Here is a 12,406-nt window from a genome sequence, read left to right as displayed (position 1 = left end):
AAGCTTTCTTTTTTCACGAAAGCTTTTATATTTTATCACATCACTTCATTCTTGTCAAGAACTTTTTCAAAAAACAACTTTTTCATCTTTTTTTCGAAGATTTTGTTTTCTGCGATGCGAACTTTTATATATTAACACATGATTTCTAATCTGTCAAGAAGTTTTTAATTTTCTTTTCAAATCAGTTACATTTTCTTTTCAAAAATGTGTTTCTCATGTGCAACGGATATTATATTATCACAAGCAAGCCATTACGTCAAGCACTTTTTAATAATAATTTCCGCAGGCAAAGGGGACGCTCCCAAAGTGGGCAGATACCTTATATTTATGACTCTATCACTGCGGGTTGGATGCGAGCGCTTTAAGCGAACATTCTACCTGCAGCAACTAAAGTCACAAATAGGGCTCCTTTATCTTTCTGAGGGCGTCTGTCTTGCCTGCAGCAAATTACTATTCCTTCTCCGGAATCTCGATTTCCAAACAGAGTTCTTCTAACTGTTTATCATCCACCGTATTCGGAGCATCTGTAAGCAGACAGGAAGCATCTTTTACTTTAGGGAACGCAATAACGTCTCTAATAGTATCTTCCTTAGTCATAAGCATTACAAGGCGGTCAAGACCATATGCAAGCCCTGCGTGTGGTGGTACACCGTATTTGAACGCTTCTAAGAGGAAGCCAAACTTCTCCTGTGCCTGTTCTTTGGAAATACCAAGACATTCGAACATTTTCTCCTGAATGTCGTTCTGGTGGATTCTGACACTACCTCCACCGATTTCTGTACCATTTAAAACGATGTCATAAGCTTTTGCACGCACTTTGCCCGGTTCAGTGTCAATCATATCTAAATCTTCTTCCATAGGCATAGTGAATGGATGGTGCATTGCTGTGTAACGGTTCTCTTCCTCAGACCACTCAAGCAATGGGAATTCTGTGATCCATACAAAGCGGTATTCGGATTTGTCAAGAAGATTCAGTTCTTCTGCAAATTTAAGACGGAGCGCACCAAGTACATCGCAAACAACTTTGAACTTATCTGCTGCAAATACTAATAAGTCTCCTGTTTCTCCACCCATAGCCTGAATCAGAGCCTGAAGTTCTTCCTCAGACATAAATTTAGAGAATGGACATTTTACAGTTCCATCGGATTTAAGCTGAATATAAGCTAATCCTTTTGCACCATAATCTTTTGCTGTTTTTTCGATGTGTTTCATCTTTTTGCTGGAAACATCACCAAGTCCTTTGGCACAAAGCCCACGAACCATACCGCCATTTTCTATTGCTCCTGTAAATACACCAAATCCACAGTCTTTTACAAGTTCAGATACATCCTGAATCTTCATGTCAAAACGAAGATCTGGTTTATCAGAACCATAGTAGTCCATAGCATCCTGCCATGTCATACGCTGAATTGGTAAAGATACTTCTTCATTCAGACATAACTTAAATAAATATGCAAGCAGTCTTTCATTTACATCAATAACATCATCTACATCTACAAAAGATAACTCCATATCAATCTGTGTAAATTCCGGCTGACGGTCTGCTCGTAAATCCTCATCACGGAAACATCTTGCAAGCTGGAAGTAACGGTCATAGCCAGAGCACATTAAAAGCTGTTTAAAGAGCTGTGGTGACTGTGGCAGAGCGTAGAAACTTCCTGGATGTACACGACTTGGTACAAGATAATCTCTTGCTCCCTCTGGTGTACTTCTTGTAAGCATAGGTGTCTCAATCTCTAAGAACCCTTCATTAGCAAGGAACTGTCTTGTAAGTGTTGCCACCTTGCTTCTCATCATGAGGTTTTTCTGGATATTGGGACGTCTTAAATCAAGAAAACGATATTTCAGACGCAGTTCGTCTTTTACTGTGATATCTGCATCAATTGGGAAAGGCGGTGTCTCAGATTCGGATAAAATACGAATGCTGTCTACCTTCACTTCGATGTCTCCTGTTTCAAGGTTTTCATTCACTGCTCCGCTTCGTTTTTCTACAGTTCCGGTTACAGCGATAACAAATTCAGCTCTTAAAGAGGCAGCTTTTTTAAAACCTTCTTCACCGATTGTCTCCTCATCAAAATATAACTGGATTAAGCCGCTTCTGTCACGTAAGTCAACAAAAATCAGACTTCCCAGATTTCTTCTTTTCTGTACCCATCCCATCAGGGTGACAGTTTCCCCGATATTCTCGTTGGAAACTTCTGTACATCTATGGGATCGTTTCAATCCTTTCATGGATTCAGCCATTTTATTTTCCTCCTAAAATAGTAAAATAATATATTAAGATATCCCCAGTCTTGTCAGCATATTTTTCATATCTTCTGACTGAGTTACTTTTTGAAAAGTTAAAAAAACTCTCATATCAAAGTTTTTCACTTCTTCAATCATAATAGATATTGCAGTTTCAATGTCGAACGCACTTCTATAAGGGCGATTGGCAATTAGCGCACCAAACGCATCACATACACGAAGTATGCGGGCTCCTAATGGTATCTCCTCCCCTTTCAGGTTATTGGGATAACCGCTCCCATCTGCATTTTCATGATGATATAATACCGCTGTCAAAATCTCCTTTGTATAACCATGTTCTTTTAAAATGGCATAACCTAAAGAAGGATGCAGTCTTACATATCTAAGTTCATCTATATTCAGTTTTGCCTCTTTTTCCTCATATACATAAGAACGAAGACGCAATTTGCCTATATCATGCAGCATTCCCGCTATCGCAAGATTATGGCACTGTTCTTCTGAAAGTGCCATCTCTCTGGCCACAAATGATGCCAGATTACTGACAACAACCCCATGAAGAATCGCCTCTCCAAAAGAATCCTGCAGCGAAGTCTCTAAATCATGCGTCCCATCATAATCAAATGCCATAGTATTTCCTCTTTTAATTTAGTATGCTGTCTCATTCACATTTCGTCAATGAGTCAGTACACTAGAGATATTTCCTCTTTCGGTCAATCATCTCATCAATTCGGTTAATATAATGATCCAGATTTTTCACATTCTCTGTTCTTTCAATTCTGCCCTGCTCAAATACATATTTGCTGCTAGCTCCTGCCCCACAGGAAATAATATCCTGTTTTTCCTCCATAATCAAGATATTATATAAACATTCTTTGTCTGGAACACAATATCCGATATTCTCAAGGTTACCTGGAATATTTTTCTGGCGATACATATAGTATGCTTCCATTCCCATATTGCTGGCATATTCATCAACAAGTCGAAGCATCTCATTGGTGCTTCCCTTCACCATACCCTGGTATTTTTCCATCTCGATATTCAGATGTGCTGCTCTTTTTATCGCTAAAGAATGTACTGTCAGACTTTCCGGACGAAGTTTAAATATCTCATCTAAAGTTTCATGAACATAGGAAAGGCTTTCTCCGGGAAGTCCTGTAATAATATCCATATTAATATTATCAAATCCACATTCCCTTGCAAGTAAAAATGCTTCTTTGGTCTGTTCTACAGTATGTGCCCTGCCAATCAAATCAAGAGTCTCCTGATGCATCGTCTGTGGATTAATAGAAATCCTTGTAACACCCGCTTCTTTTAAAATACGGAACTTTTCTTTTGTGATACTATCCGGTCTGCCGGACTCTACCGTAAATTCTTCACTTTCTTCTACTGGGAAAAGTTCATGAATCATGTTCATTAACTTTGACAGGCATTCTTCATCTAAAGCAGTCGGTGTTCCACCACCAATATAAATTGTGGTGAGCTTTTTATCTCTATGATGTTTTGCCACAAAGGCAAGTTCCTTATATAAAGCATCTAAATATGCCCTCATCCTGTCTCCAAAACGAGAGACTGGAAATGAAGTAAAGGAACAATACAGGCAGGTTGTCGGACAGAATGGAATTCCAATATACAGGCTATACTCTTTCTCAAATGGTCGTGACTCTAATAATACTTTTTCCCTCTGCGCCACTCTGCGGCAAAGGTTCGCTTTTTGCGGGTCAGCCAGATACGTTTCCCGAAAACGCTGTTCAAGCTTTGCCGAATCTTTTTCTTCCTCCATCCACTTCATAATAATCTTCGTCGGACGGATTCCTGTAAGCATCCCCCATGGCAGACTTCTTCCAGTATACTTTTCAAACAAACGGTATAAAAAGCGGCATACAGCATTACGGCTGCCTTTGTGATCTTCATAGTCACAGACTACTTCCTCCGAAACTGCTCTTTCTTCTGTTCCTTCTATTCCTACTTTACCTTTTAACCAGCCCTGAATACGTTTTTTTGTATAAACAAGCGTGAGGAGAAGGTCATCCTTCTCCCATTCCTGCTCTTCAAATTCTTCTTTTGTAACTTCTACAATCTTTGTCCGCTCATAAAATGCCAATGCGATTGCGCGCACATCATAATCATATTCACGGTCATTCTGTATTAAATAAATCATTTTCCTTCTATCTTTCTACAAATGGATTTGTTTCTCTCTCTTCTCCGATTGTAGTAGATGGGCCATGTCCCGGATATACGATTACTTCATCTGGCAGTCTCATCACTACATGATTAAGAGATTTTAAAAGCGCCTGTGCATCTCCGGTAGGAAAATCACTTCTTCCAACACTTCCTGCAAAAAGAGTATCACCAGAGAAAAGCCAGCCTTCTTCTGCAAAATAGTAACAGCAGCTTCCAAGTGTATGTCCCGGTGTATACAAACACTGGCACTTATGTTTTGAGGTTACCTCAAAAATCTGTTTGTCATCAATCATCATATTGGCATGTGTTGTATAGCCTTCTCCAAACATCGTGCTTAAATTATAATCTTTTACCATAAGAACTTCCTGTTCCGGTTTTGCTGCATATACGCGCAGCTTCCACGGATCATAATGTTCTCTTAATCCTTCTAACGCTCCAATATGATCATGGTGTCCATGCGTAAGAAGAACCCCATCTAAAGAATAACCTTCATCTTCCAAAAACTTAATCAGTTCTTCCGGGCTTCCTGCCGGGTCAATGATAATTGCTTCTTTAATCTCATCATCCATTAGAATATACGTGTTTGTATCAATTGGTCCTAACTGTGCACAAACGATTTTTAACTGTCCCATAAATAAATACCTCCGCTGGTTAACCAGCACTTCTTTCTATATCGATAACACTTTCAATGTTTCGAAGTTTTTTAATAATATGATTTAAATCGTCGATTCCTCCAATTTCGAAAGAAAGTACGATCGTTGCTAACCCCTGTTTACTTGTTCTCGTTGACACAGATTTGATATCTACTTTCAGTTCCATAAATACTTTAGAAATATCCAGTAAAATTCCGGTACGGTTATGTGCATACAGACAGATTTCTGTCATGTAGAGTTCGCCACCTTTTTCTACTGCTTCTTCTTCCCATTCTGCGTCAATGAGTCTTGCTCTGTCGCCCTCCGGCATACTTAAAATATTCACGCAGTCTGTTCTGTGAATAGAAATGCCTCTTCCTCTTGTGACAAAACCAATAATCTCATCTCCTGGAACCGGACTACAGCATTTAGAAAAGCGTACCGAAACATCATGGATTCCTCTTACAGTAATTCCTGACTTGCTTCGTGCTTTCTCGACAGCTTTTGTTTTATTCTTTTCCTCAATTTCATTGAGTGCATCCTGGTCTGTCAGATTTTTCCGATTCTCTTTGTCATATTCCTCGACAAGTTTATTAATAACCTGGCCTTCCTTTAATCCGCCATGTCCGATTGCTGCCAGAATGGAATCCCAGTTTTTCAGTCCATACTTGTGCATACATTTTTTCTGGTATTCTGGCTTCATATACTTAGACATCACAAGCCCCTTAGCCTTACAGTAACGGTCAAGTAATTCCTTACCCTTTGAGATATTCTCCTCTTTAAACTGCGTCTTAAACCACTGATTAATCTTCGTCTTCGCCTGAGAACTCTTTACGATAGACAGCCAGTCACGGCTTGGGCCATTTGAATTCTGGGAAGTAACGATTGTAACGCGGTCACCATTCTGCAGCTTATAATCAATCGGCACCTGACGGCCGTTGACTCTGGCACCAACCATCTTATTGCCGACTGCTGTATGGATCATATAAGCAAAATCAATCGGTGTGGAGCCTGCCGGCAACGTCTTAACATCTCCCTGTGGAGTAAAGCAGTATACCTGCTCTGTAAATAAATCCAGGTCGGTCTTTAACATCGTTAAAAACTCTTTGTTATCCGACATATCCTGCTGCCACTCAAGAATCTGGCGAAGCCAGCTTAACTTCTCTTCTTCTTTATTAATGTTGCCGCCGCCTTCTTTGTACTTCCAGTGCGCCGCGATACCATATTCGGCGGTACGATGCATCTCAAAGGTACGAATCTGAATCTCAAAAGGTGTTCCAGAAGAACCAATCAGCGTTGTATGCAAGGACTGATACATGTTCTGCTTTGGCATCGCGATATAATCCTTAAATCTTCCCGGAATCGGCTTATACATCTCGTGAATGACACCTAACGCAGCATAGCAGTCCTTTACTGTGTCTACCTTGATTCTTACTGCGAAAATATCATAAATCTGGTCGAGTGTCTTATTTTGATTACGCATCTTTTTATAAATGCTGAATAAATGCTTCACTCTTCCGTCAATCTCTGCCCGGATTCCCGCTTCCTCAATATGCTTGCTGACTTCATCAATAATCGACTGAATAAAGTTCTCTCTGCCTTCCTTATTTGTCTGGAGCTTTTCCTCCAAGTCTTTGTAAACTTCCGGCTGCAGATATTTTAAAGACAGGTCATCCAGCTCTGTCTTTATTTTGGAAATACCAAGTCTGTGAGCGATTGGAGCATAAATGTCCATCGTCTCTCTGGCTTTTTCCTTTTGCTTCTCCGGTCTCATATACTGCAGAGTACGCATATTATGCAGACGGTCTGCCAGTTTAATCAGGATAACACGGATATCCTTTGCCATTGCAAGGAACATTTTCCTTAAATTCTCCGCTTGCAGATCCATCTTGTCGTGAGAATAAGATAATTGTCCCAGTTTTGTTACACCATCAACTAACAGAGCAACTTCATCGTTAAATTCTCTGGATAAATCTTCAAGAGTTGCCGTAGTATCTTCTACTACATCATGAAGAATTCCAGCTACGATTGTCTCCTTATCAAGCTCTAACTCTGCAAGAATGATTGCTACGCAGAGTGGATGAATGATATATGGCTCTCCCGACTTCCTCTTCTGGTCCTTGTGTGCATCTCTGGCAAGTTTATATGCCTTTTCCACCATAGAGAGGTCGGTAGATGGATGGTATTCCCGAATGGTATTTATCAACTTCTCATATAAGACTTCCGGATCGGTGAAATCTTCCGGCTTACTGATTTCTTTTTGTGTTCGTTTTAACTTTTGTTTCTGGGCCTCCATTACTTTCTCACCACGCTTCTCATAAGATATAATAAAATAAAAGTAGAATAATTGTACACCAAATCGTCACAATATGCAAGAGAGGCCACACATTCATGCGTGACCTCCCATTTAGAACCTTAAGAATTAATATTCACTTTTTTTCGATTCGCAGTATGCACAACGGTATACTCTGTTTTCTCTGTCTGTCAATTTAAATACCTGATCTAAATCCTGTTCTACAGAAGTGATACATCTTGGATTTTTGCAGTGAACAATATTCACGATCTTCTCTGGTAATTCAAGATGTTTCTTCTCAACAATCTTGCCATCTCTTATGTAGCACACTGTGATATCCGGATCAATATATCCTAAAACATCAAGATTTAAATCCATGTTATCTGCGATTTTGATAATATCTTTCTTTCCCATTTTGTTACTGGAAGCATTCTTAATGATTGCTACGCTGCAGTCAAGATCATCCAAACCAAGATATTTGTAAATCTGCATACTCTTTCCTGCTTTAATATGGTCAAGAACAATTCCACTCTGAATACTATCTATTTTCATCTGCGCTTACCCCCAATAAAGTCATGATTAATGCCATTCTTACATACTTACCATACAGTGCCTGCTTGAAGTAACATGCACGTGGGTCATCATCTACCTTTGTTGAAATCTCATTTACTCGTGGCAGTGGATGCATAATGCAAAGGTCTTCTTTCGCATCTAATAACTTACGCTCATCTAAGATAAAGCTATCTTTTAAGCGGATATAGTCTGCCTCATTAAAGAATCTTTCTTTCTGAACTCTTGTCATGTAAAGAATATCTAACTCTGGCATAACTTCTTCCATTGTGCGTACTTCCTTGTACTTGATATTTTTCTTTTCAAAAACATCTTTGATAATATAATCTGGAAGACGTAACTCTTCTGGAGAAATCATAATAAAATTAATATTCTCATAACGGGACATCGCTTTAATCAAAGAATGCACTGTACGACCAAACTTTAAGTCTCCACACATACCAATTGTCAGATTATCAAGTTTTCCCTTTTCTCTTCGGATTGTCATAAGGTCTGTCAGAGTCTGTGTTGGATGGTTATGTCCACCATCACCTGCATTAATAATTGGTACAGAAAGTTTTCTTGCTGCCGCGTATGGTGCACCTTCCTTTGGATGACGCATTGCAATGATATCCGCATAACCCGATACAACTCTTACTGTATCAGAAACACTCTCTCCCTTTGAGGCAGAAGAGGAATTGGCAGAAGAAAAACCAAGTACATTACCACCAAGCTCCATCATGGCAGCTTCAAAACTAAGTCGGGTTCTTGTACTTGGTTCAAAAAATAAAGTCGCTAATTTCTTATGCTTACAAACTTCCTGATACTTCTCCTTATGAAGAATAATATCGTCAGCTAAATCTAATAAATGATTAATTTCTTCTACAGATAAATCCATCGGATCTATTAAATGTCTCATAATGACCTCCTTCGTTGTGACCAGCGCCCTTGCCAGTTAATTTTTTTTAATATACCTTTTTATTCTTTTCCTGTCAAGGGAACTCTTTTGAATTTTTATTCCTTTTCATTTTAGAAAACCCCTTCTACAAACTGTATCTTACAAATTGCCGGGGCAGTTTTTCAAATACGCCTTACCATCCAGTTAATATTCAGATTTCTTTCTATTTTCAAAACAATTATCAATATTTTTAAACTAGAGCGTGTTTGAAAAATGCTTTCTGCAAGATGTGCGTTACAATTTGCGGGAGATTTCGCCTGAATGAGGGCAGCGTAGCGGGCTACGTCAACTGAATGAAGGCAAAATATAACGCAAATTGGGGCGTGCAGATTGTAGGAATGATTTTTCAAACACGCTCTAATCTTGCAAAACCTTTTTCTACAAGAAATTCCGGATGATAGGATAATTTTGCCTTTCTAAGTCCTGGCTCTCCTACATCATCTTCTCTGTTCACATACTTCAGCCCATCCGCTTCATGGACCAAAAACTGCTGGTTAATAATCGCATATGCTCCCGGCACTTCAGAAAATGCTTTTTCAATGTGAACAACCAATGTATCCTCATTAATCTGCTCCCCAACTGCAAAAGCAACCACTTCTCCGTCTGCACGAATCAGTCCTCCCTTTAACCCAAGGAATTCTCTTTCTCTTAATGCATTCTCAGAAACACAGGCTTCCGCATGTTTTTCTATATTCCCTGGCTCACAGTTTATTTCTTTCCATTTATATAACATTGCAAGACAATCATCAATATTATCATCAGTTATTTTTTCATAAGCCCAGTCATAAGTCTTTATAAATTTATTAACATGATTCTTTTTTCCATGAAATTTCTTTCCTTTTAACCCAATCAGCTTCTCACATTCATAAATATAATCTGCACTATCCCTGTCAAATTCGATTTCAAACTTTCCTGGCATGTGTTCTTCAAGCCATGCCTCATTCTCTCTGTATACACAATGTAGCTTTAAAGGCTCTTCATTTTCCTTACAATGTGCCTCTAATGCAAGCAAAGCCTTTTCCGGGCTGGCATCCCCTATCGGAAAGCTGTAACTGCTGCCATCTTCCGTTGTGCGGAAAATCAGCATATCTTCACACACTGTATACTCTAATAAATAAAAGTCTTTCCACAGATATACTGCGGCAAAAGACATATCGCAGCTTCGAGAATTTGCCTTTTTCATATATTTATCAATAATCTCTTTATCACTTGCCTTTACAGGCTGAAAATCCATAGTCTACCTCTTTTCTACTATTTTCTCTTTGTTATTTACAACATAAAACCACGGTATTCTTCGTTGTTACATTCTATATCAATTCAGGATACCATGGTTTTTATTATATTGGATTACAAATCACCAAACGGATTACATATAAATCTATCCGTAACTCATGCAATAAATCATGTGCAAAATGTATCTTACTATATATAACTTATTTTTCCGCAAATTACAATACCTTTTCTACTCGAGCTTGTTTGAAAAATGCTTTCTGCAGATATGCGTTACAATTTGTGGAAATGATCTTTCAAACACCCTTAGGCATTTAAAAGATTCTCTAAAGTAGCGCGGATTGCTTTAATAAAGTCTTCGCTGTTTACTGTGTTTACATTTTCTAAAGTTGTGATTAATGCTAAGTCTTTTGTCATTGTTCCGCTCTCAATTGTATCAATCGTTGCTTTTTCTAACTTATCTGCAAATGTCACTAACTCATCAATTCCGTCTAACTTACCACGCTTTCTAAGAGCTCCTGACCATGCAAAAATAGTTGCAACAGAGTTTGTAGAAGTTTCTTCACCTTTTAAATGTTTGTAATAATGTCTCTGTACTGTACCGTGTGCTGCCTCGTATTCTGTTGTTCCGTCTGGTGCAACAAGTACGGAAGTCATCATTGCAAGAGAACCAAATGCAGTCGCAACCATATCACTCATTACGTCTCCATCGTAGTTCTTACAAGCCCAGATATATCCACCTTCAGAACGGATAACTCTGGCAACCGCATCATCAATTAATGTATAGAAATATTCGATACCAGCTTCCTCGAACTTCTCTTTATAATCCGCATCGTAAATATCCTGGAAGATATCCTTAAATGTATGGTCGTACTTCTTAGAAATTGTATCCTTTGTCGCAAACCATAAATCCTGATGGGTTTCTAATGCATAATTAAAACAAGATCTCGCAAAACTGTCGATAGAACCATTCAGGTTATGCATTCCCTGTACGATACCAGGACCATCAAATTCATGAATCAGCTCTCTTGTTTCCGTTCCGTCTTCTGCAGTATATACAATCTCTGCCTTACCTTTCCCAGGAATCTTCATCTCAGAAGCTTTATAAACATCTCCATAAGCATGTCTTGCGATCGTGATTGGCTTCTTCCATGTCTTTACAGTAGGCTCGATTCCCTTTACTACGATTGGCGCACGAAATACTGTACCATCTAATATTGCACGAATGGTTCCGTTAGGACTCTTGTACATTTCTTTTAAATTATATTCTTTTACACGGGCTGCATTTGGAGTAATGGTAGCACATTTAACCGCTACCCCATACTTCTTAGCTGCCAATGCAGAATCTACTGTAACCTGGTCATTTGTCTCATCTCTGTATTCAAGACCAAGATCATAATACTCTGTCTTTAAATCAATAAAAGGAAGCAGAAGCTCATCCTTAATCATCTTCCAGAGAATTCTGGTCATCTCGTCTCCATCCATCTCCACTAATGGAGTTGTCATCTTAATCTTATCCATTGTATATCTCCCTTCCATATCACTCAATTATTTGCATTTCATTCATTTGAACTTGTGAAGCTCCTGGAACTTGCTTTATCTAGAATGCCATTACCCAGACTTCTCACTTAATTTCCTAAAACAGCAAATTATTCTTCAAAACCTGCTATTCGTTATTATATAGTAAAGCACATACAAAATGCAAGTTTTTTTGTCTGACAATTCATTTTTTTACAACTCTTTACTGTCTAAAACTATCGTAAACGGACCATCATTTAACAATTCTACCTTCATATCCGCTCCAAAAACACCATGTTCTACCTTCGGCACTTTTTCCTTACATACTCGTATAAACTCCTCATACATTTCTTCTGCCTTCTGTGGGTTTCCCGCTTTTACAAAACTTGGTCTTCTTCCTTTTTTACAATCCGCAAGTAAGGTAAACTGAGAAACTATCAAAAGTTCTCCATTCACATCCTGAAGGGAAAGGTTCGTCTTTCCTGCATCATCTTTAAAGATTCGAAGTTCCGTAACTTTCTTTACAATTTTATCAAGATCTGCCTGTTCGTCTTCTTCTGCTACACCGAGAAAAACTAATAATCCTGGGCCAATCTGACCAGTGATGCCGCCGTCTACTCGGACGGTGGCGTGGGTGACTACTTGTAATACTGCTTTCATAATTTTGTCCATCCTTTATTTATATCAAATATACTCCACTATAGCACATTTTTCTATTTAATTCATTAAGAGACAGACGCCCAGGAAGAGAACCGATACCCTATATTTGTGACTTTAGTCGCGGCGGTTTAAATGCTT

At 38.7% G+C, this 12,406-nt stretch carries 10 protein-coding genes and 2 pseudogenes; 1 reads left to right on the top strand and 11 read right to left on the bottom strand.

Features of this window, described 5'->3' with window-relative positions; translation table 11 throughout:
* Positions 1–450 precede the first annotated feature (450 nt).
* The 8 genes and pseudogenes from aspS to EUBHAL_RS16645 form a co-directional block, all read right to left on the bottom strand.
* On the bottom strand, positions 451–2,244 hold the full coding sequence (gene aspS, locus EUBHAL_RS01670; RefSeq protein WP_005344073.1) for an aspartate--tRNA ligase: 1,794 nt from the start codon (positions 2,242–2,244) through the stop codon (positions 451–453).
* Positions 2,245–2,277: 33 nt separating this feature from the next.
* The gene (locus tag EUBHAL_RS01665; RefSeq protein WP_005344072.1) at positions 2,278–2,874 is read right to left on the bottom strand and encodes an HD-GYP domain-containing protein; all 597 of its coding nucleotides are present in this window, start codon (positions 2,872–2,874) and stop codon (positions 2,278–2,280) included.
* Between the two features lie 61 nt (positions 2,875–2,935).
* Complete coding sequence (hemZ, locus tag EUBHAL_RS01660) at positions 2,936–4,405, bottom strand: coproporphyrinogen dehydrogenase HemZ (RefSeq protein WP_005344071.1); 1,470 nt, start codon at positions 4,403–4,405, stop codon at positions 2,936–2,938.
* Positions 4,406–4,412: 7 nt separating this feature from the next.
* Positions 4,413–5,060 (bottom strand): MBL fold metallo-hydrolase, encoded by a 648-nt coding sequence (locus EUBHAL_RS01655; protein ID WP_005344070.1) that lies wholly within the window; start codon positions 5,058–5,060, stop codon positions 4,413–4,415.
* 19 nt (positions 5,061–5,079) lie between these two features.
* Positions 5,080–7,356 (bottom strand): RelA/SpoT family protein, encoded by a 2,277-nt coding sequence (locus EUBHAL_RS01650; RefSeq protein ID WP_005344069.1) that lies wholly within the window; start codon positions 7,354–7,356, stop codon positions 5,080–5,082.
* A 126-nt stretch (positions 7,357–7,482) separates the two neighbouring features.
* Entirely contained in the window at positions 7,483–7,905 is a 423-nt protein-coding gene (locus tag EUBHAL_RS01645; protein WP_005344068.1) for an aspartate carbamoyltransferase regulatory subunit, read from the bottom strand.
* Positions 7,892–8,821: an aspartate carbamoyltransferase gene (gene pyrB, locus EUBHAL_RS01640; RefSeq protein ID WP_005344067.1), complete on the bottom strand. Its 930-nt coding sequence runs from the start codon at positions 8,819–8,821 to the stop codon at positions 7,892–7,894. The genes EUBHAL_RS01645 and pyrB overlap by 14 nt, the downstream gene beginning before the upstream one ends.
* Positions 8,822–8,982: 161 nt before the next feature.
* A pseudogene (locus EUBHAL_RS16645) lies at positions 8,983–9,150 on the bottom strand (DUF6783 domain-containing protein); the annotation flags it as partial.
* Here EUBHAL_RS16645 and EUBHAL_RS16640 point away from each other — a divergent pair.
* A pseudogene (locus tag EUBHAL_RS16640) lies at positions 9,088–9,258 on the top strand (DUF6783 domain-containing protein). The pseudogenes EUBHAL_RS16645 and EUBHAL_RS16640 sit on opposite strands and share 63 nt — an antisense overlap.
* Here EUBHAL_RS16640 and EUBHAL_RS01635 read toward each other — a convergent pair.
* The 3 genes from EUBHAL_RS01635 to dtd all read right to left on the bottom strand — a co-directional run bounded on the left by EUBHAL_RS01635 (position 9,207) and on the right by dtd (position 12,268).
* Positions 9,207–10,094, bottom strand: coding sequence for a DUF2156 domain-containing protein (locus tag EUBHAL_RS01635; RefSeq protein WP_005344065.1), 888 nt, complete (start codon positions 10,092–10,094; stop codon positions 9,207–9,209). The pseudogene EUBHAL_RS16640 and the gene EUBHAL_RS01635 overlap by 52 nt on opposite strands.
* 302 nt (positions 10,095–10,396) lie before the next feature.
* Positions 10,397–11,611 (bottom strand): NADP-dependent isocitrate dehydrogenase, encoded by a 1,215-nt coding sequence (locus EUBHAL_RS01630; RefSeq protein ID WP_044921460.1) that lies wholly within the window; start codon positions 11,609–11,611, stop codon positions 10,397–10,399.
* Positions 11,612–11,821: 210 nt separating this feature from the next.
* A complete protein-coding gene (dtd, locus tag EUBHAL_RS01625) occupies positions 11,822–12,268 on the bottom strand; it encodes a D-aminoacyl-tRNA deacylase (protein ID WP_044921457.1) in 447 nt (148 codons plus the stop codon).
* Positions 12,269–12,406: the final 138 nt, after the last annotated feature.

This window comes from Anaerobutyricum hallii DSM 3353 (assembly GCF_000173975.1).
Lineage (GTDB): Bacteria > Bacillota > Clostridia > Lachnospirales > Lachnospiraceae > Anaerobutyricum > Anaerobutyricum hallii.
Note: the sequence above shows the minus strand (reverse complement) of the source record. Positions and strands in the feature narration are given on the sequence as shown.

Bases quoted from the DNA above. Each gene is read 5' to 3' on its own strand.
- aspS (WP_005344073.1), bottom strand. From the start codon at position 2,244: ATGGCTGAATCCATGAAAGGATTGAAACGATCCCATAGATGTACAGAA.
- EUBHAL_RS01665 (WP_005344072.1), bottom strand. From the start codon at position 2,874: ATGGCATTTGATTATGATGGGACGCATGATTTAGAGACTTCGCTGCAG.
- hemZ (WP_005344071.1), bottom strand. From the start codon at position 4,405: ATGATTTATTTAATACAGAATGACCGTGAATATGATTATGATGTGCGC.
- EUBHAL_RS01655 (WP_005344070.1), bottom strand. From the start codon at position 5,060: ATGGGACAGTTAAAAATCGTTTGTGCACAGTTAGGACCAATTGATACA.
- EUBHAL_RS01650 (WP_005344069.1), bottom strand. From the start codon at position 7,356: ATGGAGGCCCAGAAACAAAAGTTAAAACGAACACAAAAAGAAATCAGT.
- EUBHAL_RS01645 (WP_005344068.1), bottom strand. From the start codon at position 7,905: ATGAAAATAGATAGTATTCAGAGTGGAATTGTTCTTGACCATATTAAA.
- pyrB (WP_005344067.1), bottom strand. From the start codon at position 8,821: ATGAGACATTTAATAGATCCGATGGATTTATCTGTAGAAGAAATTAAT.
- EUBHAL_RS01635 (WP_005344065.1), bottom strand. From the start codon at position 10,094: ATGGATTTTCAGCCTGTAAAGGCAAGTGATAAAGAGATTATTGATAAA.
- EUBHAL_RS01630 (WP_044921460.1), bottom strand. From the start codon at position 11,611: ATGGATAAGATTAAGATGACAACTCCATTAGTGGAGATGGATGGAGAC.
- dtd (WP_044921457.1), bottom strand. From the start codon at position 12,268: ATGAAAGCAGTATTACAAGTAGTCACCCACGCCACCGTCCGAGTAGAC.